Origin of the sequence: Xanthobacter sp. 91 (assembly GCF_000702385.1) — a bacterium.
Taxonomy (GTDB): Bacteria; Pseudomonadota; Alphaproteobacteria; order Rhizobiales; family Xanthobacteraceae; genus Xanthobacter; species Xanthobacter aminoxidans.
This window is the reverse complement of sequence record NZ_JNIB01000001.1, coordinates 3,444,574-3,467,870: the sequence shown is the minus strand read 5'-3', so window position 1 is coordinate 3,467,870 and position 23,297 is coordinate 3,444,574. Positions and strand designations below refer to the sequence as shown.

Sequence of the window (23,297 nt, the reverse complement as noted above, 5' to 3'; positions counted from 1 at the left end):
GTGTCCCGACCCTATGACCTCGTGATCGAAAACGGCACGATCCACACCCCGTCGTCCTCCTTCAAGGCTGACATCGCCGTGCTCGACGGCAAGATCTCCGCCATCGGCGGCCCCTTCACGGAGGCGGCGAAGCGCGTGGATGCCGAGGGGCTCGCCGTGCTGCCGGGCCTGTGGCACGTCCACTGCCACTTCCGCGAGCCGGGCCACACCTACAAGGAAGACTTCCAGACCGGCTCCGCGGCGGCGGCGGTGGGCGGCGTGACCATGTGCATCGACATGACCAACAACACGCCGCACCCGACCACGCTCGAAGACTACGAGATGAAGAAGGCGCTGGTCGCGCCCAAGGCCCATGTGGACTACGCACTCTATGGCGGCGGGCTCTATCCCCGCACCGTGGAGGCTCTGGCCAAGGCGGGCGCCATCGGCATCAAGATCTTCAACACGCGCCACATCAAGGAAGTCTATCCCTACATCTCGGAACTCGGCGTGCTCGACCACGGCATCCTGTTCGAGCTGTATGAGGCGACGCGGGACATGGGTCTCGTCGCCTCGGTGCATCATGACGATCCCGAGTGGTGCAAGCGGCTCACCTTCCGCGACTACATCGACAAGGGCCGCAGCGATGCCATGGCCTATCACGAGAGCTTCTCGAAGGGCTACATGTACGGCCACGGCATGGTCGCGGGCCTCGCGGCCTCGCTCTATTACGCCCGCATCTGCGGGGTGAAGCTGCACGTGCTGCATCTCGGCGTCATGCCCAAAGGCGCCAATGAGATGATCCACCACGCCAAGTTCGACCTCGGCCAGGACGTGTCGTGCGAGCTGGAGCTCGGCACCATGTTCATGAACCGGGCGCAGATGGAGAAGGTCGGGCCGCGCACCTACAACTGGGCCTATGATCCCGAGGCCGGCTGGGACGCCATCAAGGACGGCACGGCGGACATGATCGTGCTGGAGCACGCGCCCCATTCCAAGGAAGACGTGGACCCGGGCTGGAAGGACCTGTTCTCCGTGCCGCTCGGCGTCACCGGCGCGCAGGAATACATCCCGCTGCTCATGAACGCCGTGAACGAGGGGCGCCTCTCGCTCAACGACGTGGCCCGCCTCGCCGCCGAGGCCCCGGCCCGTCGCTTCGGCATCTTCCCGCGAAAGGGCGTGATCCAGCCCGGCGCAGATGCCGACTTCACCATCGTGGACATGAGCCGCGAAGGCGTGTTCCGCAACGAGGACATGCTCTCGCGCACCGGCTTCTCCAGCTGGGAGGGCATGGCCACCAAGGGCGCGGCCACCCACACCATCGTGCGCGGCACCATCGTCGCGCAGGACGGCAAGCTCGTCGGCGCGCCGGGCTTCGGGCGCTTCGTGCCCGGCACCGCGGCATCCGCCTGAGAAACTTAAGAAAACCAGACCTTCCGGGACCAGCAGGAGCGAGCGAGATGATGCACAGACGAACTCTGGTGAAGAGCGTGGCCGCCCTCGGCCTCGCCACCCTTTTCGGCGCAGGCGCGGCCGTCGCGCAAGACAAGATCAAGATCGGCGCCGCCGTCAGCCTCACCGGCAACTTCGCCCGCGAGGGCCACCTGCTGAAGAACGGCTACGCCTATTGGGAAAAGCTGGTGAATGACGCCGGCGGCATCAAGGTCGGCGACAAGAAGATGCCCGTCGAGGTCATCTATTACGACGACGAGAGCAAGCCGCAGACCTCCGCCCGCCTCACCGAGAAGCTCATCACCGAGGACGGCGTGGGCTTCATCCTCGGCCCGTACTCCTCCGGCATCGCCACCGCCACGGCGGCGATCAGCGAGAAGTACAAGGTCATCACCATGACCCCCATGGCGACGGCCGACAGCCTCTACCAGCGCGGCTACAAATATATCTTCTGTCCTGCGCCGCTGGCCTCGACCACGCTCGACCCCATGCTGGCGCTGCTGAAGACGGTGAAGGACCCGCCTAAGACCATCGCCATCGCCGGCCCCGACGACCTTTTCCCCAACGTGTTCGCCGGCGCCGCGCAGAAGAAGGCGGAGGCCGAGGGCCTGAAGGTGGTCTATTCCACCAAGTATCCCAAGGGCTCGGCCGACCTCTCCTCCGTCGCCACGGCGCTGAAGGAGAGCAATCCGGACGTGCTGATCCTCACCGGCTACGTCCAGGATTCCATCCTGCTCATCAAGACGCTGCAGACGCTGAAGGTGAACCCGAAGCTCATCGGCTTCGCCTTCGCGGTGGGCATCCCGGACTTCCTCAACGCTCTCGGCCCGGCGGCGGAAGACCTGTTCGGCGTGCAGATCTGGGACCCGGCGCTGACCTACAAGGGCCCGGTGGTCGCCGATAGCGCCGCCTATGTGGAGGGCTTCAAGAAGCAGTTCGGCGGCGAGGTGCCCACCTACATCACCGCCGCCGGCACGGCGGGCGCGCTCTCGCTCCAGCTCGCCATCGAGAAGGCCGGCAGCATCGACCCGGTAAAGGTGCGCGAGGCCATGCTCCAGCTCGACACCGACACCTTCTTCGGCCCGGTAAAGTACAACGATGCCGGCGTGGACGTGAAGGCCTCCGCCGTGGTCGCGCAGGTGCAGGGCGGCAAGGCGGTGCCGGTCTATCCCGCGGCCATCGCGGCGGCGCCGGTGGTCTATCCGCGCAAGCCCTTCCCGTGATCGTCGACGTTCACGCCCATGCCCTCTCGCGCGACTTCCTCGGTGAACTCGCGCGGGAGGGCGCCTTCGGCATCGAGACCTGCCCCGAAGGCTTCCGCTTCGCCGGCTACGGGCCCCTCGATCCGCTGCTGTTCGACACGGCCGGGCGGCTCGAAAGCCTGACGCGGCGCGAGATCGGCCTCCAGCTGGTGTCGCCTCCGCCGCGCGTGGTCTCCCATGCGGGCTGGGCGGCGGACGGCGCGTTCGCGCGGCGTCTGAATGCGCAGACGCTCGCCGCCGCACAGGAGGGCGGGAAGCGGCTCGGCGGCCTGGCCGTGCCGCCCATCGCGGAGCCGGAGCGCTGCGCGGACGCCATTCGCCGCGCGCTGGACGAGGGACATATGGGCGTCGCGCTCCCGACCTCGGCGGCGGGGCGTCCACTTGATGATCCGGCGTTTGAGCCCATGTGGGCGGAGTGCGCGCGGCAGGGCTGCCTCGTCTTCATGCACCCGACCTCCGGCGTGGACCGGCCCGCCTTCGGCAGCTTCACCATGCTCCAGCTCGTCGGATGGCCGTCCGAGACCGCGCTGTGCGTGGCCCGCCTCATCTTCTCCGGAGTGCTGGAGCGCCATCCGGGACTGAAGCTCGTGCTGGCCCATGGCGGCGGCACGCTGCCCATGCTCGCCGGCCGGCTCGACCTTGCCTATGAGGCACCGCTCTATGAGGCGAACCCGGCGTGCCGTGCCCACATCAGCCGGCCACCGTCCCATTATCTCGGCCAGCTCTATTACGACACGGTGGTGGCGCACCCGACCGTGCTGGACTTCCTGCTGAAGCTGGTCGGACCCGAGCGCGTCGTCTTCGGCACCGACTTCCCGTTCGAGATCGGTGATGCGGAAGGCGCAAAAGCCCTCGCCGCGCTGGACCGGCAAAGCGAGGAGGTGCGCGCCCGCGTGCTCTCCAACGGCGCACGACTCATGGGCCTCGCCTAAGACGGCCGAGCCGAGGGGTGTGGCGCCGGCCTGCGAGGCCCCGCCCCCGCCTGGGTCGATATCCAGAGGCCAGCGAGGATGGCCGCGCCGCCCACCATCTGCATCGGCGCGATGGCCTCACCCAGGAGCGTCGCCGAGAGCGCGACCGTCGCCAGCGGTGAGAAATAGAGGAAGGGGCCGGCGCGCGCCGCGCCCACCCGCGCGGCGCCATAGATCCAGAAGAGGTTGCCGAGCAGCGTCGGTCCCGCCGCGATGTAGAGCACCGTCAGCGTGACGGGCTCCACCCTTAGGCCGCTGGTGAAAGGATCCTGCCCGCCGAGGCAGAGGAACACCGCGTAGACGGGACAGAAGACCAGCACGAAGCCGGCGAGCGCCGTCAGCGCCGTCAGGCTCAGGGCCGAGATGCCGATGGGGTTCTGCCCCAGGCTGTAGGTGTAGAAGGCGAACAGCACGGCGGCGGTGATCGAGCAGAGATTGCCCGCGCCGAAATGGAAGACCGCGAGGCCCGTCGGGAGCCCCTTCATCAAAACCAGTGTGACCCCGGCCATGGCGATGAGGATGCCGACGATCTGCGCAAGCCGCGGGCGCATGCGCCCGACGAAGGTGGCGATCAGCAGCACCCAGATGGGGGTCGTCGCATTCAGGAGGCCGACTTCCAGCGCCGGGCTGAGATAGGCGCCGGCATAGAGGCTGACCGAGAAGAGGCCGACACCCACCAATCCCAGCACCGCGATCCGCCCGGCGTTGCGGCGGATCGCGGCACGCTCGCGCAGCAGCCCAGGCAGAGCGATGGGCAACAGCAGGACGAGCGCGATCGCCCAGCGCCAGAAGACGAGGGAAGGCAGCGGCAGGGCATCATGGATCGCCCGCGCCGCTGCGTGGTTGCTGCCCCACAAAAGGGCCGTGGCCAGCAAGGCGAGGATGGCGGAAAGGGGCGCCTTCGCCGCGGCCGCCACCTTCAGTGACCGGACCCGCCACCACCGCGCTGGGACACGTGCCACGGCAGCAGCAGGCGCTCGCACGCCTCGACCACGAAGAACAGCGCCGTGCCGAGCAGGCCAAGCAGCATGAGGCAGACGAACACGCGCGGCGTGTCGAACTGCCCCTGCGCAGTGAGGATGGCGAAGCCCAGGCCCTCGGAGCCCGCCACGAACTCGCCCACGATGGCTCCCACCAGCGCGAAGGAGATCGCCACCTTCAGGCCCGCGAAGATGCTCGGCAAGGCATTCGGAAAGCGGATCTTGCGCAGGATGGCGAAGGACGAGGCCCGGCTGGCGCGGGCGAGGTTCACCATGTCCGGATCCACCGACCTCAGGCCCAGCACCGCGTCGATGACGACGGAGAACAGCGCCAGCATGAGCGCGATGGCGATCTTGGGCTCCACGCCCGTGCCCATCCAGATCACGAACAGCGGGGCCAGCGCCACCTTCGGCACGCTGTTGAGCGCGACGAGCAGCGTATAGACCGTGCGCTCGATGAATTTGGAATGGACGATGCCCACCGCCAGCGCGAGCCCCAGCACCACGGCGAGGCCGAAGCCCGCGAGGGTGGTGTAGAGCGTGAAGGCGGACATCTGGAGGAAATAGCCCGGCGACAGCAGGAATTCCTGCCAGATGACGCTGGGCGCCGGCAGGATGATGGGCGCCGGCTTGAAGACGTAGACCGCCGCCTCCCACAGGACGAGCACGGCAATGAGCAGGCCCACCACCATGCCCACTTCCACCAGCGAGGTGGGCAGGCGCTGGGGCATGGGCGGATCGAGAGTCTCGGTGGCGCTATTCTGGGTGGCGCTGTTTCCAGAACCGCTCATGGGGCATCGTCCTTCAGCACGCCGAGGCTGGCGAAGAGGTGGCGGACACGGGCGACATAGCGGCCGAACTCCGGGCTTTCCCGCATGGCGAGATGCCGGGGCCGGGGAAGGTCGATGTCGATGACCTCGACGATCCGGCCCGGATTGCGGTCCATGATGACCACCCGGTCGGAGAGGAAGATGGCCTCGGTGATGCCATGGGTCACGAACACCACGGTCTTGCGCGTGTCCTGCCAGATGCGCGCGAGTTCGAGGTTGAGGTCGTCGCGCGTCATGGCATCGAGGGCGCCGAACGGCTCATCCATCAGCAGCAGTTTGGGATCGCAGAGCAAGGCCCGGCAGATGGCGGCGCGCTGGCGCATGCCGCCGGAGAGTTCCCAGGGATGGCGGCTCTCAAATCCGCCGAGCCCGAAGCGCCCCAGCAACGCCAGCGCGCGCTCGCGCACCGCCGGCCCCTTGAGGCCGGCGAATTCCGCGGTGATGAGCACGTTGTCCAGGATGGTCCGCCAGTCCAGCAGCACGTCCCGCTGGAACACGATGCCCATGTCCCGGGGCGGGGCCGTGAGGACGTCGCCGCCCACGCGGATCGTCCCGGCGCTCGTGCCTTCAAGTCCGGCGATACACTTGAGCAGCGTGGACTTCCCGCAGCCGCTCGGCCCGAGGATGGAGACGAACTCCCCCTCGTTGACCTCAAGGTCGATGCCTTTCAGCGCGGTGACGGCGCCGCGCGGCGAGCCGTAGGTTTTGCGCACGCCGGAGATGGAGAGATAGGCCATGGCATTGGCGTCCGTCATCGAGGCGACGTGCGCGTTCACTGGATGAACTCGTTGGTGAAGTAGGTGGCGGGGTCCGTGCCGGGCTTGATCGCGCCCGCGTCCACCGCCGACTTCGCCGCCTTCGCCCAATCGTCCGGCGACTGGTAGCCGATGGGCTTGCCCTTGGTGTTGGGCGTGTCGAAGAAGTCGATGGTGAGCTTGATCTGGTCGGCCAGCACCTTCTTGTCCAGCTTGGCGTTGGGGCGCTGCTTGATGATGGCGTCGGCCGCCTCGTCGATATGGCCGTCGCGGATGTAGGCCCACGCCTTCTGCTGCACCTGGACCAGCTTCTTCAGCGCATCCTTGCGGGTGTCGATGGTCTTCTCGGTGGCGATGAGGCCGTAGCTCGGGAAGGTGATGCCCACGTCTTCGGCAAGGATGGCCTTGGAGGGCCGGTTGGCGGCGGCCACGGGAATGGCGGAGGGCTCGGTGGACATCAGGCCGTCGGCGCGCTTGGCGGTGTAGGTGCCCCACACGGCAGACGGATCGACGAACATCACATTGACGGTGGTGCGGTCGAGGCCGCCCTGCTTGAGCCAGTAGTCGATGAAGGGCGCCCAGGGGCTGGCGGCGAAGACCACGAGGCTCTTGCCCTTGAAGTCGGCGACCTTGGCGACCGGCGAATCCTGATCGACGAGGACCGCAAGGTCGGTCCGCTTGTCGAAGCCGGCGAAGGCCTTGGCGGTGGAGCCGTTCTCCCGCGCCTGCGGCAGCAGGCCGACCTGGATCTGGCCGACATCCGCCTGCCCCGCATTCACCAGCTGAAGCGTGTTGCCGGAGCCGCGACCGTCCTGAATGTCCACGTCGAGGCCGGCATCCTTGAACCACCCCTTTTCCTTGGCGAGGTGCATGCCCGCATGCACGCCCCAGGGCGAGAAATCGAGACGGATCGTCATCTTCTCCTCCGCCGCGGCAGGGCCGGCGGCGAGCGGGCCGGCGAGCAGGGCGGTGGCGGCGGCAGCCCGGACGAGGCGGGCGGCGATGGACGTCATCTTCATTATTGCGATCCCCTCTTCGGCATCGAAATGAGACTATATGGTCCAATATGCCTTGCAAGAGGATTTATGCACCAATCGCAGCAAATGGTTTGTGCAGTTCGTCTCTTGACGCGAATGAGGATCCTAACTAACCATTTGGTCCAATAACGAAGGAGATATGTCGTGGGGACACTCACCGGCCTGGAGCGCACCTCGACCGGCGCCCGCATCGGCGTCGATATCGGCGGCACCTTCACGGACCTCGTGCTCGCGGATGGACGCGGCGCAGTGTTCCACCGCAAGGTCGCCTCGACCCCCGCGGCGCCCGAGGAAGCGGTTCTGGAGGGCGTCGCCGCCATCATCGCCGATGCCCGGCTGACGCCCGGCGAGGTGACGGAGGTGGTGCACGGCACCACCGTGGGCTCCAACACCCTGCTGCAGAAGGTCGGCGCCCCCACCGGCCTCATTACCACCAAGGGCTTTCGCGACGTGCTGGAGATCGGCCGGCTGCGCACGCCGTCCATGTTCGATCTTCAATGGGAAAAGCCGGTTCCGCTGGTTGCCCGCCGCCATCGCAAGGAGGTGTCCGAGCGCATCGCGGCCGACGGCACCATCCTCGTGCCGTTGGATGAGGCAGCCGTGCTCGAAGCCGCGCAAGAGCTGGTGGATGCGGGCATCTTCTCCTTTGCCGTCTGCTTCCTCAACAGCTACCGCAATCCCGCCCACGAGCAGCGCGCCGCCACCCTGATCGCCGAGCACTTCCCGCAGGTGCGCGTCTCGAGTTCCATCTCGGTGCTGCCCGAAGCCAAGGAATATGAGCGCACCAGCACCACCGTCGTGAACGCCTACGTGCGGCCGGTGCTCGAGGCCTATCTCACGCGCCTGGAGCGCGGCCTTGCCGATGCCGGCATCGATGCGCCCCTGCTGGTGTGCAACTCCAACGGCGCCCTCGCCTCCTCTGGCACCGCGCGGGAAAAGCCGGTGTTCTTCATCTCGTCCGGCCGGGCGGCCGGCGTGGTCGGGGGCTCGCGCCTCGGCGCGGCGCTGGACATCAAGGATCTCGTGGTCTTCGACATGGGCGGCACCACCGCCTCCGCCTCGCTGGTGCAGAACGGCGAGCTGACGCGCGTGAGCGAATACGAATTCCGCGCTGGCATCTCCACGCCCAGCCGCTTCATCAAGGCCGGCGGCTACATGATGAGCGTGCCCACCGTGGACGTGGCCGAGGTCGGTTCCGGCGCCGGCTCTATCGCCTATGTGGACCAGGGCGGGCTGATGCGCGTGGGCCCCGTCTCGGCCGGCGCCGACCCCGGCCCCGCCTGTTACGGCATCGGCGGCTCGCGGCCCACGGTGACGGACGCCAATCTCCTGCTGGGATACCTTCCCGCCCAGCTCGCCGGCGGCTCGCGCGCCCTGTCAGTGGAGGCGGCTCGCACGGCCATCGCCCGCGATCTCGCCGACCCGTTCGGCCTCACGCCGGAGGATGCCGCCTGCGGCGTGCGCGACGTGGTGAACGCCAACATGGCCCGCGCCATCCGCGCCGTGACGGTGGAGCGCGGCGTCGATCCGCGCGACTTCACGCTGGTGGCCATCGGCGGCTCCGGCCCCGTCCATGCGGCGGACATCGCGCGCCTTTTGTCCATGCCCCGCGTGCTAGTGCCCGCCTCGCCCGGCGTGTTCACCGCCATGGGCATGCTGGCGGGGGATGTGGAGCGCTATTTCATCCGCCCGTTCGCCGTGAAACTCGCCGATTTCCAGCCGGCCGAGGCCGAGACGGCCTTCGCTACGCTGGAAGCGGATGCCCGTGCCGCCCTCGCCAGCGAGGACGTGGCCGAGCACCTGATTAGTGTGACGCGCGAGGTGGACATGCGCTTCCGTGGCCAGGAAATGTCCCTCTCCGTGCCCTATCTGGCGGACCGGGATGCGCTGCACGCGGCCTTCAAGGCGGCCTATGAGGCCATCTACAGCTACTCCTCCTCCGACACCATCGAGGTGGTGAGTCTGCGGGTGATCGGCCGAGGCCTCAGGCCCGGCAAGATCGACTTCCGCGCCGCCCAGGCTCGTGGGGAAGGTTCGAGCGAACCGGAGAGCATCCGCAAGGTCTATTACGGCGCGGAGCAGGGCCACATCGACACGCCGGTCTATGTGCGCACGCGCTGCCCCGCCCGCATCGTCGGCCCCGCCGTCATCGAGGGGGCGGACAGCACCGTGGTGGTGCCCCCCGGCGCCACCGCCGAGGCGGATGCCCACGCCAATCTCCTGATCACCCTCGCCTGACGGGATCGCGCCATGCTCGACCAGACCGACAAGACCATCGATCCCGTCACCTTCGCGGTGCTCAAGAGCGCGTTCGAATCCATCGTGGACGACATGGCCTACACGGTCATGCGCACCGCCCGCTCCCCTATCGTGCGCGACGTGCTCGACTATTCCGCCACCATGTGCGACGCGAAGGGGCGCATCCTCGCCCAGGCGAAGACCGTGGCGCTGCACCTCGGCGCCGTGCCGGACGCCATGGAGGCGATCCAGCGCCACTATGGCGACGACCTCAATCCCGGCGACGTCATCATCCTGAACGACCCCTATGACGGCGGGATGCACCTGCCGGATATCTTCATGTTCAAGCCCATCTTCGACGGCGCGCAGCACATCGGCTATGCCGTCGTGATCTGCCACCATTGCGACGTGGGCGGCCGCGTGCCGGGTTCCAACGCCTCGGATTCCACCGAGATCTTCCAGGAAGGGCTGCGCATTCCGCCCTTGAAGCTGTTCGACAAGGGCGTTCGCAACAAGACCCTCTTCGACATCATCTCGAAGAATGTGCGCCTGCCCGATCTCGTCATCGGCGACCTTGAGGCGCAGCTCGCGACCTGCGCCCTGGGTGAGCGGGAGTTCCTGCGGCTCACCGAGAAGTACGGCATTCCGCTGGTGGAGAAATTCCTTGCGGAGTTCCTGGACTATGGCGAGCGCCTCGTGCGTAAGGCCTTCGCCGCCTGGCCCGATGGCGCCTATTCCTTCACCGACTACATCGATGGCGACGGCTTCGACGAGAGCGAAATCCCGATCCATGTGACCATCACGGTCAAGGGCGACCACATCGGCGTGGATTTCGAAGGCTCGTCGCCGCAGGTGAAGGGCGCGATCAATTCCACACTGTCCTTCGTGAAGTCGGCCACCTACCTCGCCGTGCGCTGCGTGCTCGATCCCGATGTGCCGAACAATGCGGGCCTCTATCGCTGCATCGACGTGAGCGCACCGAAGGGCAGCGTGCTCAACCCCGAATTTCCCGCGCCCGTCGCCGCCCGCGCCCTCACCGGCTACCGGGTGGTGGACACGGTGCTCGGCGCCCTGGCCGGCATCGTGCCCGAGCGGGTGTGCGCCGCAGGCGAAGGCGGCAACACGGTGGTCTGCCTCGGCGGCTACGACACCGAAACCCGCGAGCCCTTCATCGTGGTGGACATGATCAACGGCGCGCTCGGAGCGCGAGCGACACGCGACGGCATCGACGCGGTGACGAACCCCTCGCAAAACATGTCGAACATGCCGGTGGAGATCATGGAGGCGACCTATCCGCTCATGATCGAGGAATACGCCCTGCGCGACGATTCCTGCGGCGCCGGCCGCACGCGGGGCGGTCTCGGCGTGGTCCGTCAGTATCGCTTGCTGGCCGATGAGGCGGTGATGCAGCTGCGCGCAGACCGCTATGCCCATGCGCCCTACGGCCTGTTCGGCGGCAAGCCGGGCGCGCTCTCGCGCAACCTCCTGTCCGAGGCCGGCAATTTCGAGCTGCTGGCCAGCAAGGTCACGCGCAACGTGACCAAGGGCACAGTGATCCGCCACGAGCAGGCCGGGGGCGGCGGCTATGGCGATCCCCTGACGCGCCCGCCGGAAGCCGTGCTGGAGGATGTGCTGGACGGCAAGATCAGCCCCGCTTATGCCCGCGACGGTTTCGGCGTGCTGGTGGTGAACGGTGCCGTCGATGCCCACGCGACAGCCGCGCTGCGCAGCGCCATGGCAGGGAACGGATCATGAGCACGGTGTCCGGCGATTTCTCCCGCTTCGCCATCAACCAGATCACCACGCCCTCCCTCTCCCTCGCGGAGGCGGTGGACACCTACGCGCGCCACGGCGCGCGCGGCATCGGGGTCTGGAACCAGTATCTGGACGGCATCGCCCCGGCCGCCGCCGGCCGGCTGATCCGCGATGCCGGGCTGTTCGTCCCCTGCCTGTGCACGACGGCGTGGGTCAATCTGGCCGATCCCCTCGCCCGTGCGGCGGCCATCGACGAGAACCGCAGGCGGCTCGATGCAGCGCATGCGCTCGGTGCGGCGTGCCTCGTCGTGGTGCCCGGCGGCCTCGCCACCGGCGAGAAGGACATCGGCGCGGCCCGCGACCGGGTGGCGGATGCGCTGGCCGAGCTTCTGCCCCACGCCCGCGCCGCTGGCGTCGCCCTCGGCCTCGAACCCCTGCATCCCATGTTCGCGGCCGATCGCTCTTGCCTCAACACCTTCCGCCATTGCCTCGATCTGGTGGATGCGATGGGCGCCGGCACCGGCATCGTGGCCGACGTGTACCATTGCTGGTGGGATCCGGACTTCGCGGCGGGCCTGAAGGCAGCCGGCGCCGCGCGCATCCTCACCTTCCACCTGTGCGACTGGCTGGTGCCGACCCGCGATGTCTATCAGGACCGCGGCATGGTGGGCGACGGCGTCATCGACATCGCCTTCTATCGCCGTCTCCTGGACGAACTCGCATACGATGGCCCGTTCGAGATCGAGATCTTCTCGAAGCTCGACTGGTGGACCCGTGATGCCGCCGAAACGACGCGCATCAGCCTGGAACGGTGCGAGCCGTTCGTCGCACCACGCGCCCGCGCGGCAGTTTGCGGTTGACGCAGCCGACGTCGCGCATCCTCATGACATCATGGTCGAAAAGGAAGGCTCGGTCGTGAGCGAGAAGCCCCGCAAGCGCGATTCCATCGGAACGCAGGACAAGATCCTCGCGGCTGCGCAGATGGAGTTTGCCCGGCGGGGGTACGACGGGGCGCGGGTGGACGCCATCATCGCCCGCGCCAAGATCAGCAAGAACCTGCTCTATCATCACTTCAGCTCCAAGGAGGAGCTGTATGTGAAGGTGCTGGAGCGCACCTACGAGGCCATGCGCCGCCGGCAGGAGGAAATCCCCCTCACTGGTCTGGAGCCCGTGGCGGCGATCCGCCGCCTGTGCGATGCGACCTTCCAGACCTTCATCGAGGAGCCCGAGGTCATCGTGATGATGAACTCGGAGAACATCCATCGCGGGCGCCATGTCGCCAAGTCGCCGATCATCCGCCAGCTTTACAGCCGCCTCGCCGGCGCGGTGGACGCCATCCTGCGGGAGGGCGAGCGCAAGGGGGTGTTCCGGCCGGGCGTGGACGCCATCGATCTCTACATCTCGATCTCGGCGATGGGCTATTTCTACATCTCGAACCGTTTCACTTTGTCCATGATCTTTGACCGCGACCTGATGCGTCCCGACTTTCTGGAGCAGCACAGGAAGACCATCATCGACATGACCCTCGCCTATCTCACCGAGGGCGCCCCCAACCCGCCGGCCGACGGCAGCGCGGCGCCGCAAGGGGCTTCGGGGAACGCGATGCCCCAACCCGAAATCGCGGCGCCCGGCCGCAGGAAGCGTGTGATCGCCAAGGTCTGACGCCCGCCCGCCGACGCAACAGCGCGACACCGCCCCCGAGGAAGCACGACACGACATGCCGACCCCGCCTTCCACCGCGCCCGATAGCCTTCTCATGGCCGGAGGGCTGGCTACCGCCTTCCGCTCCATACCGCAGGACGAGGCGGTCGCTGTCCTCACCCGCCACTTCGGCGTGGCGGGGACTTTGACGCGGCTCGATACCGAGAAGGACGATACCTTCCTCGTGAACGGCGCGCGGGGCCGCCACATCGCCAAATTCTCCAATCCGGACGAGGACCCGCGCGAGATCTCGCTGCAAGCCGAACTGCTCGACCACGTGGCCAAGGCCGATCCTCTCCTGCCGGTGCCGCGGGTGGTGCGGACGCGGGAGGGCGAAGCGTTCCTGTCGCACGAGGACGGACACGGGCAGATTCGGCTGGTGCGAGTGCTGACCTATCTCGAGGGCACGCCGCTCGACCGGCTCGAGGCGACCGGAGAAGAGCGCGAGAAGCTGGGGGCCATCCTCGCCCGCCTGCGTCTGGCCATGGCCCGCTTCTCCCACCCCCACGACACCCGCGAGATCGCCTGGGACGTGCAGCATCTGCCCAAGCTTGCCTTCCTGGTGGAACGGATGGAGGACAGGGACCGCCGTCGCCAGCTCGAACGCGGGCTCGATCGCTTCATCACGCTGCAAGGCCGGCTCGAGGCCTGCCGCACGCAGGTCCTGCACAACGATTTCAGCCGCTCCAACGTGGTGGTGGATCGCGGACGGCCGCAGTTCATCTCCGGCATCATCGATTTCGGCGACGTCGTGCGCACCGCCATCGTCATCGACCTCTCGACCGCGCTTCTCAACCAGCTCAGCCCGGTGGGATCGGATGGCATGTTCGACGCCGGCCGCGACCTGTTGCGCGGCTACCTCGGCGTGGCCGACCTGACGCCGGACGAACTGCGGCTTCTGCCGCACATGATCATGGCCCGCGTGGTGGCCCGCGCGCTCATCACCACCTGGCGGGCGGAACAGTTTCCCGACAACGCGACCTACATCCTGCGCAACACGCACCAGAGCTGGTCGCAGCTGGACCATTTCCTCAGCCGCTCCATCGAGGAGGTCAGCGAGACCTTTCTCAGCGTTCGACCCCGCATTCAGTCCGCCACGTGAAGGAGGCGTTTCCGACATGACCCAGGTGAAGGAACGCAAGACCAACGTCGGGATGGTGAACGGCTTCGATCCGTCCAACATCTCCGCCCTCGATCCCGCGACACGGGACATGGTGGCGCGCCGTCAGGCGCTGCTGGGCCCGGCCTACCGCCTCATGTATGCCCATCCGGTGGAGATCAAGCGCGCGAAGGGCACCCTTCTCTGGGACAGCGCCGGCAACGAATATCTCGACGCCTACAACAACGTCGTGTCCGTCGGCCACTGCCATCCCCGGGTGGTTGAAGCGGTCTACGAGCAGATGCAGACGCTGTGCACGCACACGCGATATCTGCAGGACGGCATTCTGGACTTCGCGGACCAGATCGTCCCGACCTTCGGCGACCCCATCCGCCACATCATGTTCACCTGCACCGGGTCGGAGGCCAACGACCTCGCGCTGCGGATCGCCATGCACCACACCGGGCGCAAGGGCATCGTCATCACGTCCGAGGCCTATACCGGCAATTCCTTCCTCACAGCCGGCCTGTCGCCGTCGCTCGGGAAGAAGTCGCCGCTCGGCGAGTGGGTCCGGCGCATTCCGGGGCCGGATTCCTACCGCATGAGCCACGCGGAGATCGCGGCGACGCTCATCCGCCAGCTGAGATACGAGATCGAGGAACTGGAGCGGCGGGGCGAGGGGCTGGCCGCCTTCATCGCCGATTCCCTGTTTTCGTCGGACGGCATCTATGCCGATCCGACCGACATTCTCGGACCCATCGCGGAGGTGGTGCGCGCCGCCGGCGGCGTGGTGATCGCCGATGAGGTGCAAGCGGGCTTCGGCCGTTCCGGAGACACGTTCTGGGGCTTCCAGCGCCACGGCCTTCAGCCGGATATCGTCACCATGGGCAAGCCCATGGGCAACGGCTTCCCCGTCGCCGCGGTAGCCGTCGCGCCGCACGTCATCGAGCGTTTCGGCAACGAGATGCGCTATTTCAACACCTTCGGCGGCAATACCGTGGCCATCGCCGCCGCGCGGGCGACCTTCGATGTGCTGAAGTCGGAGAGGCTGCAGGAGAATGCATCCCGCATCGGACAGATGATCCGGGAGGGCATCCGGGAGATCGCCAAGTCCGACGAGCGGATCGGCGATATCAGGGGCGCGGGCCTCTATATCGGCGTGGAATTCGTGAAGGACCGGTCCACCAAGGAACCCGATTCCGCGACCGCCCTCGCGGTGGTGGACGGGCTGCGCCAGCGCCGGGTGCTGATCTCGGCGACCGGGTATCACGCGAACACGCTGAAGATCCGGCCGCCGCTCGTGTTCTCGGCGGCGGATGCCGATCACCTCCTCACCACCCTGGCCGAGACCTTGAAGGCCGTCTGATCGGCCCAGCCGCCGCAAAGTCCTTGCGGCGGCTGGGTTTCACCGTCAGGCGGCGGTCTTCAGCGTGTCGGCGATGATCGAGACGATGGTATCGATCTGCTCCTTCTCGACGATCAGGGGCGGCGACAAGGCGATGATGTCGCCGGTGACGCGGATGAGGAGCCCCTTGCGGAAGCACTCGACGAAGACGTCATAGGCCCGTGCGCCCGGTGCGCCGTCACGCGAGCGAAGCTCGATGGCGCCGACGAGGCCGAGGTTGCGGATATCCGCCACGTGCGGCAGGCCCTTCAGGGAATGCAGGGCCTCCTGCCAATAGTCCGCAAGCGCCGCACCCCGGGTCAGGAGCCCTTCCTCGGCATAGATGCCCAGCGTCGCAAGCCCGGCCGCGCACGCCACCGGGTGGCCGGAATAGGTGTAGCCGTGGAACAGCTCGATCTGGCTTTCCGGGCCGGTCATGAGGCCATCATGGACCTTCCGCGAGGCGAAGACGGCGCCCATGGGAATGGCGCCGTTGGTCAGGCCCTTGGCGGTGGTCACGATATCCGGTGTCACGCCGAAATAGTCCGTCGCGAACGGCGTGCCGAGGCGGCCGAAGCCGGTGATGACCTCATCGAAAATCAGCAGGATGCCGTACTTGTCGGCGATGGCCCGCAGGCGCTCCAGATACCCCTTCGGCGGCAGGATGACGCCGGCCGAACCGGCCATGGGCTCGACGATGACGGCCGCGATGGTCTCGGCGCCGTGCAGGGCGACGAGCCGCTCCAGATCCTCGGCCAGTTCGATGCCATGGGCCGGCAGGCCCTTCGAGAAGGCGTTGCGCTCGGTGTCGAGCGTGTGGCGCATGTGGTCGGCGGGAATCTGCGGGAAAACCCGGCGGTTGTTGACGAGGCCGCCCACCGAGATGCCGCCGAACCCGACGCCGTGATAGCCCTTCTCACGGCCGATGACTCGGGTGCGGGTGCCCTGCCCGATCGCCCTCTGATAGGCGATGGCGATCTTGAGCGCCGTATCCACCGATTCCGAACCCGAGCCGGTAAAGAACACGCGGTCGAGACCGCCCTCCTTCCCGCCCGGCGCGATGGCGGCGAGCTTCTCGGCGAAGGCGAAGACGATGGGATGGCCCATCTGGAAAGTGGGCGCGAAATCGAGTTCGCCCAGCTGGCGTGCAACAGCCTCCGCAATCTCCTTGCGGCCATGGCCGGCATTGACGCACCAAAGTCCGGCAGTTCCGTCCAGAACCGTGTTGCCGTCGATATCGGTGTAATACATGCCCTGCGCGCCCGACAGCAGCCGGGGTGCGGCCTTGAACTGGCGGTTCGCCGTGAACGGCATCCAGAAATTTTCGAGATTGGGCTGGTTGGTCCGGACGTGAAGGGTCATGCCGCTCTCCTCATGGCTGCCTTCACATCGGCCAATTGGCGAGACTGAACAAGTCGTTTTCTGATGCCGTCTATCTCATTGAAATTATGTACATCTGATGGCATTGTTTTCGATATTCGCAACACCCGAAACGGGGACCTCCGCCATGGACATCGGGGACCGGCTGCGCCAGCTGCGGCTCCTGCACGGCATCTCCCAGCGCGAGCTGGCGAAGCGGACGGGCGTGACCAACTCGACCATCTCGCTGATCGAGTCGAACACCTCGAACCCCTCGGTCGGCGCCTTGAAGCGGATTCTGGAGGGCATCCCCATCGGCCTCGCCGAATTCTTCGCGTTCGAACCGGAGGCACCGAAGCAGACGTTCTATGCCGCCGAGGAACTCACCGAGATCGGCAAGGGCGCGATCTCCTATCGCCAGGTGGGCGAGCGCCTGTTCGGCCGCAAGCTGCAGATTCTGAAAGAGTGCTATCAGCCGGGAGCCGACACCGGCGTCGTCCCGCTGGTCCACGAGGGCGAGGAAGGCGGCATTGTTCTGTCCGGCCGGCTGGAGGTGACGGTCGACGCCGTGCGGCGCATCCTGGGTCCCGGCGACGCCTATTATTTCGAGAGCCGCCGCCCGCACCGCTTCCGCTGCATCGGCCCGCGCCCCTGCGAGGTCATCAGCGCCTGCACCCCGCCGAGCTTCTGACGGCCGCCCTATCCAGCGTGCGCGACCCAGGCCGGGAAGAGGTGGCCCAGCGCGGCGCTCAGCATCTCCATGGCGATGGCGGCCAGCACGATGCCCATCAGGCGCTTGGAAATGCTCAGCGCGGTGGGAGAAAGGATGGAAGAGAGGGCGGGTGCCGCGGCCATTGCGATGCCGAAGAACACCACGTAGCCGATGAGCCCGAGATAGAACCCCGCCGCGCCGCCCGCGGTGGTGCTGGAGCCGGAGAAGATGATGATTGTCGTCATCGTTCCCGGCCCGATGGAAAGGGGAATGCCCAGCGGGTAGACGCCGAGGCTGGAAGCGGAGCTGAAGGTCTTCTTTTCCGCCTCCGTACCGGCGTGCGCACTGTGTTCCTCGCCGCTGAGCATGGAGAGCGCGAGGAGCAGCACGATGAGGCCGCCCGCCAACTGGAAGTGGGTGACATCGATGCCGAACATGCCCAGCACGAACCGTCCGCCCAATGCGCAGACAAGACAGCCGAGCGCCACCGTCGCGTTCAGCACCAGCATGGTGCTGCGCCGCTCGGCCGGCGAGCGGTCCGCCGTCAGGCTGAGGAACACCGGGATGATCGTCAGCGGATTCATGATGGCGAAGAGCGCCGCGAACAGCTTGGCGGACAGCGTCAGATCGATACCGGCAAAGTTCACGTCGCAAGCCCCCTGCGGCGGACGAGTCAGGATGCCACCGTCCCTAGGTGTTTAATCCCGGCATGTGGTGGGTTGGAGTGAGCGTGAAACATTCTGGCTCTGAAGTCCATCGTTTGGAAACCGGAACGGAGGATCGTCCCCTCGGAAGGCAGGTTGAGGCGTTCCGCCGATGCCGCAGGACAGAGACCACGCGGGACAGCTTCGACGGGAAGCACCGGAACAACCGGCGGTCATGCCAGAAATATTGCGGCGCAATATTGAATAAATCCCGCAGGACAACCATGCGGTGTCGCACCTGTTACATACTTAATAAGTATCGAAACATACCCAGTTGATCTTAGAGAATGCGCCTCCGCGCGTATAGCTTCACGCTGCGGCCATACCCGGGCTGGAAGCGCTCACCTCCCTCCCGGAACACTATGGCGGTGCCTCGTCTCCATCCGGGCCCGCACCATGCCACTTCCCGCGTCGGCGGGGCGACGGCATGCCGAGACCGGAAATCCTCCTGTCGCTGACGGCGCCTCGTTCACGAACGACGCCACGGCGATGAGCAACAAGCAAAACCATTGAGGAAAGCCCGATGCCAAACCGCCTTCCGCTCACGCGGGATGTCAAGGAGATCATCGACGCTGGGTCAATGACCGGCGCCCGGTGGGCCGTGGTCGGACTGTGTTTCGTCATTGCCCTGCTCGACGGCTTCGACACCCAGTCGATCGCCTTCATCGGGCCGGCCATCGCGCAGGATTTCAAGATGAATCCTGCGGACATGACCTGGGTCATCACGGCCAGCATCATCGGCATGGCGATCGGCGCCATCGGGCTCGGCAGCTTCGGCGACCGTTTCGGCCGCCGCAAGGCGATCATGATCGCCATCGCCCTGTTCGGCGCCTTCTCGCTGGCCGGCGCCTATGCGACCTCTCCCACCCAGATCATCGTGCTGCGCTTCCTGATCGGCCTCGGCATGGGCGGGGCGACGCCCTCCGTGCTCGCACTCACCGGCGAGTACAGCACCGCACCGAAGCGCGGGCTCATGATCACGGCCGTGCTGCTCGGCCTGCCCGCCGGTGCGATGCTGGGCGGCCTCATCGCGGCGAGCTGGCTGCCCTTGCTCGGCTGGCGGGGCATCTTCCTGCTCGGCGGCGCGCTTCCGCTCGCCCTGCTGGTCGTCATCTACGCCCTCCTGCCGGAATCCCCTGCCTTCCTCGTGTCCCGCAACAAGGCCGGCGACCAGGATCAGGCGCGGCGCCTGCTGGCGCGAATGACCGGCCAGATCGTGCCCGCGGACGTGCAGATCATCAGCCCGGTCAAGGTGGAGAACGGCGCATCCATCGCCGGCCTGTTCGAGGCGCGCTATCGCAGTGTCACGCTCGCGATTTCCGCGATCTACCTGTTCAACTGGATTGCGTGGTTCCTGCTGCTGCAGTGGCTGCCCACCGCGTTGACCACGCTGGGCCTCGAAAAGGCGCAGGCGGCGTATGGCACGGTCACGGTCAACGCCGCGTTCATCGCCATGGCGCTGCCGCTGTCGGCGCTCCTGCCCAAGGTGGATCCGCGCAAGCTGTTGACTGTGATGTTCATGGTCGGCATCGCCGTGGCGATCGGCCTCGGCCTTGCGGGCGACCGCTGGCCCGTGGTCTTCGTCCTGATCGCCCTTGCGGGCTTCGGCATCGGCGGCCAGCAGCTCGTGCTGAACTACCTGATCGCCAACGCCTATCCGACGCAGCTGCGGGCAACGGCCACCGGCTGGGGCATCGGCATCGGTCGCTCCGGCGCCATCGTCGGCTCGGCCGTCGGCGGGCAGCTCCTGTCCGGCGCCGGTCCGTCGGGATACTTCATGGCGCTGGCGATCCCCCTCGCACTCGCCGCGTTCGCCACCCTCACGGTGCGCCGGACGTCCAGCGAGGGCGCCGCCGTACCTGCCGCCTCGCACTGAGTGCGCTCCCGCGGGGCCTCCAGCGGCCCCGCGGGTCTCCGCCCGAGATCCAGCCGCACAGAAGGGAAAACCCGTGTCGGACCAGACCACCCGCCCTCAACGCTTCGCAGGCAAGAGCCTTGTCGTCACCGGCGCCGCCCAGGGTGTCGGCAAGCAGGTCGCGCTGGACGCCGCCGCCGAGGGAGGCCGCGTGCTGGTGGTGGATCGCTCGCCCATCGTCGCCGAGGTGGCCGCCGAGATCGAGGCAGCCCATGGCGCGGGCCGCGCCGTGGCGATGGTGGAGGATCTTGAGACCTACGCGGGCAACGACCGGGTGATGGCCAAGGCCGATGCCGCGTTCGGCAAGATCGACGTGCTGGTGACCAATGTGGGCGGCGCCATCTGGATGCGGCCGTTCCAGGAGTTCGACGAGCGCCAGATCACGGCCGAGATCAGCCGCTCCCTGTTTCCCACCCTGTGGGGCTGCCGCACCGCTTTGCCCTACATGCTGCGCGAGGGGCGCGGGGCGATCGTGAACGTGTCGTCCATCGCCACCAAGGGCATCAACCGCATTCCCTATTCGGCGGCCAAGGGCGGCGTGAACGCCCTCACCGCCTCCCTTTCGTTCGAACTCGCGGGCACCGGCATCCGTGTGAACGCGGTCGCGCCGGGCGGGGTTTCGGCACCGCCCCGCCGCGTGCCGCGCGGCACCGATCCCATCTCCGAGCAGGACAAGGCGTGGATGCAGGAGGTGGTGGACCAGACCCTGCGCGCCACCCATCTCGGCCGCTATGGCGAGCTTCAGGAGATCGCCGCCGCGATCCTGTTCCTCGCCTCCGACGAGGCCTCCTACATTACCGGGACCGTGCTGCCCGCGGGCGGCGGCGACCAGGGCTGACAGGCGGCGGCCCCGAGCCTATTCGGCGAAGGACGGCCGCGTCGGCAGATTGTGCTCGGCGCTGAGCCAGGGCGGGTTCTCCGCATACATCTCCTTGATGACCTCCTTCACCAGATCGATGTAGGGCGAGGTATCGCCCACCCGGTGATAGAGGATGACGGGAGATGTGGCGCGCTCCCCCTCGAGCAGACGGTAATGCACGTCGCTGCGCATCTGCCGCGCCGATGAGGGGATGACGCACAGACCGGTTTCGGCTGCGACGAGACCGAGCGCAGTCTGGATTTCGCGCACCTCCTGCACCTCCGCCGGCCGGACATCGTGCCCGTGCAGCAAATTGAGCACCTGGTCGGCATAGCCCGGGCGCGGCTCTTTCGGATAGACGATGAGCTTCTGACCCGTCAGCGCACCGATGGGCAGGGGCGCGCTGTCCTGGGCCAGCGGCGTATCCTTGGGGATGGCGACGGTCAGGCGCTCCTCGCGCAGAACGATCTCCACCACACCGGAATCGCTGTGGTGCAGGCGACCGAAGCCGATGTCGATGCGCCCTTCCTTCAGGGCCGGAATCTGCTGAACGGACATCATCTCCAGCACCTGGATCTCGATATCCGGCGTCCGGTGGCGCAGCTTGCGCACCAGCGAGGGCAGCCCGCCATAGAGGGTCGACGCCACGAAGCCGATGGACAGCACGCTGTTCTGGTTCAGCCCCACGCGCCGCGTCGCCGCGCGCATCTGTTCGACCCGCCCCAGCACCTGCAAGGCCTGCTCGTAGAACAGCCGGCCCGCCTCCGTCAGCCGCACCGGACGGCTGTTGCGGATGAGGAGGGCGACGCCCAGTTCGTCCTCCAGCGCCTGAATCTGACGGCTCAAGGGCGGCTGGGCGATGTTGAGCTGCTCGGCAGCGCGGGTGAAATTGCGCTCCCGCGCAACCCCAACGAAATACCGAAGCTGGCGAAGATCCATCCCACGCCCCCTCCGAGGGCACAATTTTTATGGTCATTTGCGGTATGCTGCGGCGCGGCAAGCTGCCGTTCCATTACATTTTTTCCGACATAATACCCCCTGAGTATAATTGTAAACACAAAAGGTTTTGGACGGCGGCGCCCGTCGTCCGCAAGGTGTCGCCATGAACGCGACCTTTGCACATCCCATCCCGACCTCTGCTCCTGCCCGCGCCGTCATCGAGCGGGTGGAGACGGCGCTGATCGACCTTCCGACCATCCGGCCGCACAAGCTCTCGGTCGCGACCATGAACGGCCAGACGCTGATGCTGGTGCGCGTTCACTGCAGCGACGGGGTGATGGGCATCGGCGAGGGAACCACAATCGGCGGCCTCGCCTATGGCGGTGAGAGCCCGGAGAGCATGAAGCTCGCGGTCGATACCTATTTTGCGCCCCTGATGGTGGGCCAGGACCCCACCGCCGTGCGCGCGCTGATGCTGCGCATCGGCAAGATGGTGAAGGACAACCGCTTTGCGAAGAGCGCGGTCGAGACCGCCCTTCTCGACGCGCAGGGCAAGCGGCTGGGCCAGCCGGTGAGCGAACTCCTGGGCGGTCGCCTGCGCTCCCGCCTGCCGGTGGCCTGGACCCTCGCATCGGGCGATACCGCAAAGGACATCGCCGAGGCGGAGAAGATGCTGGAGCTGCGGCGCCACCGCATCTTCAAGCTGAAGATCGGCGCGCGGACGCCGGCCGCCGACGTCGCCCATGTCGCGACCATCAAGCGCGCGCTCGGAGACCGCGGTGCGGTGCGGGTGGACGTCAACATGGCCTGGAGCGAGACCGAGGCGGCCTACGGCATGGCCGCCCTCGCCGATGCCGGCTGCGAGCTGGTCGAGCAGCCTGTCGCCACGGCCGCCGGACTGGCGCGGCTGGTGCGCCGCTTCCCGGTGGCGCTGATGGCGGACGAGTCGCTGCAGGGGCCGGAGAGCGCCTTCGAGATCGCGAAAAACGCTGGCGCCGACGTGTTCGCCATCAAGATCGAGCAGAGCGGCGGCCTGTTCCAGGCCCAACGCGTGGCCGCCATCGCCGATGCGGCCGGCATCGGCCTTTATGGGGGCACCATGCTGGAAGGCGCGGTGGGTACCATCGCCTCGGCCCAGCTGTTCTCCACATTCGTCAACCTCCAGTGGGGCACCGAACTGTTCGGGCCGCTGCTGCTGACCGAGGAAATTCTCGCCACGCCCCTCACCTATGCCGATTTCGAGCTGGCCGTGCCTGCCGGGCCGGGCCTCGGGATCGCGCTCGATGAGGATCGCGTGGACTTCTTCACCCGGGGCAGGCCCCGCAAGACCACGAGCGTCGCCGTGTAGGGCGCGCCACACTCGGTT

Annotated in this window: 20 protein-coding genes; 13 read left to right on the top strand and 7 right to left on the bottom strand. The window is 67.1% G+C overall.

What is annotated here, in order from left to right:
- The 3 genes from A37E_RS0116280 to A37E_RS0116270 are packed head-to-tail and all read left to right on the top strand — an operon-like array spanning window position 1 to window position 3,625.
- Window positions 1-1,392 (top strand): dihydroorotase family protein, encoded by a 1,392-nt coding sequence (locus A37E_RS0116280; RefSeq protein ID WP_029557584.1) that lies wholly within the window; start codon window positions 1-3, stop codon window positions 1,390-1,392.
- A gap of 47 nt (window positions 1,393-1,439) precedes the next feature.
- Window positions 1,440-2,654 carry an amino acid ABC transporter substrate-binding protein gene (locus A37E_RS0116275; protein ID WP_051679100.1) on the top strand — a complete coding sequence of 405 codons (1,215 nt, stop codon included), beginning with the start codon at window positions 1,440-1,442 and terminating at the stop codon, window positions 2,652-2,654.
- Window positions 2,651-3,625: an amidohydrolase family protein gene (locus tag A37E_RS0116270; RefSeq protein WP_051679099.1), complete on the top strand. Its 975-nt coding sequence runs from the start codon at window positions 2,651-2,653 to the stop codon at window positions 3,623-3,625. Before A37E_RS0116275 ends, A37E_RS0116270 begins: the two co-directional genes overlap by 4 nt.
- Here the strand turns inward: A37E_RS0116270 and A37E_RS27225 are convergent.
- Genes A37E_RS27225 through A37E_RS0116250 form a run of 4 tightly spaced genes read right to left on the bottom strand, consistent with a single transcriptional unit; the run spans window position 3,622 to window position 7,248 of the window.
- On the bottom strand, window positions 3,622-4,581 hold the full coding sequence (locus A37E_RS27225) for a DMT family transporter (protein WP_029557581.1): 960 nt from the start codon (window positions 4,579-4,581) through the stop codon (window positions 3,622-3,624). The two genes, A37E_RS0116270 and A37E_RS27225, sit on opposite strands and share 4 nt — an antisense overlap.
- Before the next feature lie 2 nt (window positions 4,582-4,583).
- Window positions 4,584-5,435 carry an ABC transporter permease gene (locus A37E_RS0116260; protein WP_245279358.1) on the bottom strand — a complete coding sequence of 284 codons (852 nt, stop codon included), beginning with the start codon at window positions 5,433-5,435 and terminating at the stop codon, window positions 4,584-4,586.
- The gene (locus A37E_RS0116255) at window positions 5,432-6,250 is read right to left on the bottom strand and encodes an ABC transporter ATP-binding protein (protein ID WP_348550883.1); all 819 of its coding nucleotides are present in this window, start codon (window positions 6,248-6,250) and stop codon (window positions 5,432-5,434) included. Before A37E_RS0116255 ends, A37E_RS0116260 begins: the two co-directional genes overlap by 4 nt.
- Entirely contained in the window at window positions 6,247-7,248 is a 1,002-nt protein-coding gene (locus A37E_RS0116250; protein ID WP_029557578.1) for an ABC transporter substrate-binding protein, read from the bottom strand. The genes A37E_RS0116255 and A37E_RS0116250 overlap by 4 nt, the downstream gene beginning before the upstream one ends.
- Before the next feature lie 162 nt (window positions 7,249-7,410).
- Here A37E_RS0116250 and A37E_RS0116245 point away from each other — a divergent pair, with 162 nt between their 5' ends.
- The 6 genes from A37E_RS0116245 to A37E_RS0116220 are packed head-to-tail and all read left to right on the top strand — an operon-like array spanning window position 7,411 to window position 15,425.
- A complete protein-coding gene (locus tag A37E_RS0116245) occupies window positions 7,411-9,504 on the top strand; it encodes a hydantoinase/oxoprolinase family protein (protein WP_245279357.1) in 2,094 nt (697 codons plus the stop codon).
- Between the two features lie 12 nt (window positions 9,505-9,516).
- A complete protein-coding gene (locus A37E_RS0116240; RefSeq protein ID WP_029557576.1) occupies window positions 9,517-11,259 on the top strand; it encodes a hydantoinase B/oxoprolinase family protein in 1,743 nt (580 codons plus the stop codon).
- Window positions 11,256-12,119, top strand: a complete 864-nt coding sequence (locus A37E_RS0116235) for a sugar phosphate isomerase/epimerase family protein (RefSeq protein WP_029557575.1) — start codon at window positions 11,256-11,258, stop codon at window positions 12,117-12,119. The genes A37E_RS0116240 and A37E_RS0116235 overlap by 4 nt, the downstream gene beginning before the upstream one ends.
- A 55-nt stretch (window positions 12,120-12,174) precedes the next feature.
- On the top strand, window positions 12,175-12,921 hold the full coding sequence (locus A37E_RS0116230; RefSeq protein ID WP_245279356.1) for a TetR/AcrR family transcriptional regulator: 747 nt from the start codon (window positions 12,175-12,177) through the stop codon (window positions 12,919-12,921).
- 55 nt (window positions 12,922-12,976) lie between these two features.
- Window positions 12,977-14,062 carry a phosphotransferase gene (locus A37E_RS0116225; protein ID WP_051679097.1) on the top strand — a complete coding sequence of 362 codons (1,086 nt, stop codon included), beginning with the start codon at window positions 12,977-12,979 and terminating at the stop codon, window positions 14,060-14,062.
- A gap of 16 nt (window positions 14,063-14,078) precedes the next feature.
- Window positions 14,079-15,425: an aspartate aminotransferase family protein gene (locus A37E_RS0116220; protein WP_245279355.1), complete on the top strand. Its 1,347-nt coding sequence runs from the start codon at window positions 14,079-14,081 to the stop codon at window positions 15,423-15,425.
- A 45-nt stretch (window positions 15,426-15,470) separates the two neighbouring features.
- On the opposite strand, the gene A37E_RS0116215 is transcribed toward A37E_RS0116220, so the two are convergent.
- A complete protein-coding gene (locus tag A37E_RS0116215) occupies window positions 15,471-16,805 on the bottom strand; it encodes an aspartate aminotransferase family protein (protein WP_029557571.1) in 1,335 nt (444 codons plus the stop codon).
- Between the two features lie 97 nt (window positions 16,806-16,902).
- On the opposite strand from A37E_RS0116215, the gene A37E_RS0116210 reads away from it, so the two are divergent.
- The gene (locus A37E_RS0116210) at window positions 16,903-17,493 is read left to right on the top strand and encodes a cupin domain-containing protein (RefSeq protein ID WP_051679096.1); all 591 of its coding nucleotides are present in this window, start codon (window positions 16,903-16,905) and stop codon (window positions 17,491-17,493) included.
- A gap of 8 nt (window positions 17,494-17,501) precedes the next feature.
- Here the strand turns inward: A37E_RS0116210 and A37E_RS0116205 are convergent, their stop codons facing one another.
- On the bottom strand, window positions 17,502-18,161 hold the full coding sequence (locus A37E_RS0116205; RefSeq protein ID WP_245279354.1) for a MarC family protein: 660 nt from the start codon (window positions 18,159-18,161) through the stop codon (window positions 17,502-17,504).
- 580 nt (window positions 18,162-18,741) lie between these two features.
- Here A37E_RS0116205 and A37E_RS0116200 point away from each other — a divergent pair.
- Together A37E_RS0116200 and A37E_RS0116195 are read left to right on the top strand one after the other, a co-directional pair.
- Window positions 18,742-20,094, top strand: a complete 1,353-nt coding sequence (locus A37E_RS0116200) for an MFS transporter (protein ID WP_156026351.1) — start codon at window positions 18,742-18,744, stop codon at window positions 20,092-20,094.
- 73 nt (window positions 20,095-20,167) lie between these two features.
- Entirely contained in the window at window positions 20,168-20,971 is an 804-nt protein-coding gene (locus A37E_RS0116195; protein WP_029557567.1) for a 1,6-dihydroxycyclohexa-2,4-diene-1-carboxylate dehydrogenase, read from the top strand.
- 18 nt (window positions 20,972-20,989) lie between these two features.
- On the opposite strand, the gene A37E_RS0116190 is transcribed toward A37E_RS0116195, so the two are convergent.
- Window positions 20,990-21,931, bottom strand: coding sequence for a LysR family transcriptional regulator (locus A37E_RS0116190; protein WP_029557566.1), 942 nt, complete (start codon window positions 21,929-21,931; stop codon window positions 20,990-20,992).
- Window positions 21,932-22,094: 163 nt separating this feature from the next.
- Here A37E_RS0116190 and A37E_RS0116185 point away from each other — a divergent pair, with 163 nt between their 5' ends.
- The gene (locus A37E_RS0116185; protein WP_029557565.1) at window positions 22,095-23,279 is read left to right on the top strand and encodes a muconate/chloromuconate family cycloisomerase; all 1,185 of its coding nucleotides are present in this window, start codon (window positions 22,095-22,097) and stop codon (window positions 23,277-23,279) included.
- Window positions 23,280-23,297: the final 18 nt, after the last annotated feature.

Coding starts and splice junctions, on each gene's coding strand:
- A37E_RS0116275 (WP_051679100.1), top strand. CDS start 1,440: ATGATGCACAGACGAACTCTGGTGAAGAGCGTGGCCGCCCTCGGCCTC.
- A37E_RS0116260 (WP_245279358.1), bottom strand. CDS start 5,435: ATGAGCGGTTCTGGAAACAGCGCCACCCAGAATAGCGCCACCGAGACT.
- A37E_RS0116250 (WP_029557578.1), bottom strand. CDS start 7,248: ATGAAGATGACGTCCATCGCCGCCCGCCTCGTCCGGGCTGCCGCCGCC.
- A37E_RS0116240 (WP_029557576.1), top strand. CDS start 9,517: ATGCTCGACCAGACCGACAAGACCATCGATCCCGTCACCTTCGCGGTG.
- A37E_RS0116235 (WP_029557575.1), top strand. CDS start 11,256: ATGAGCACGGTGTCCGGCGATTTCTCCCGCTTCGCCATCAACCAGATC.
- A37E_RS0116225 (WP_051679097.1), top strand. CDS start 12,977: ATGCCGACCCCGCCTTCCACCGCGCCCGATAGCCTTCTCATGGCCGGA.
- A37E_RS0116220 (WP_245279355.1), top strand. CDS start 14,079: ATGACCCAGGTGAAGGAACGCAAGACCAACGTCGGGATGGTGAACGGC.
- A37E_RS0116215 (WP_029557571.1), bottom strand. CDS start 16,805: ATGACCCTTCACGTCCGGACCAACCAGCCCAATCTCGAAAATTTCTGG.
- A37E_RS0116210 (WP_051679096.1), top strand. CDS start 16,903: ATGGCATTGTTTTCGATATTCGCAACACCCGAAACGGGGACCTCCGCC.
- A37E_RS0116200 (WP_156026351.1), top strand. CDS start 18,742: ATGCCAAACCGCCTTCCGCTCACGCGGGATGTCAAGGAGATCATCGAC.
- A37E_RS0116190 (WP_029557566.1), bottom strand. CDS start 21,931: ATGGATCTTCGCCAGCTTCGGTATTTCGTTGGGGTTGCGCGGGAGCGC.
- A37E_RS0116185 (WP_029557565.1), top strand. CDS start 22,095: ATGAACGCGACCTTTGCACATCCCATCCCGACCTCTGCTCCTGCCCGC.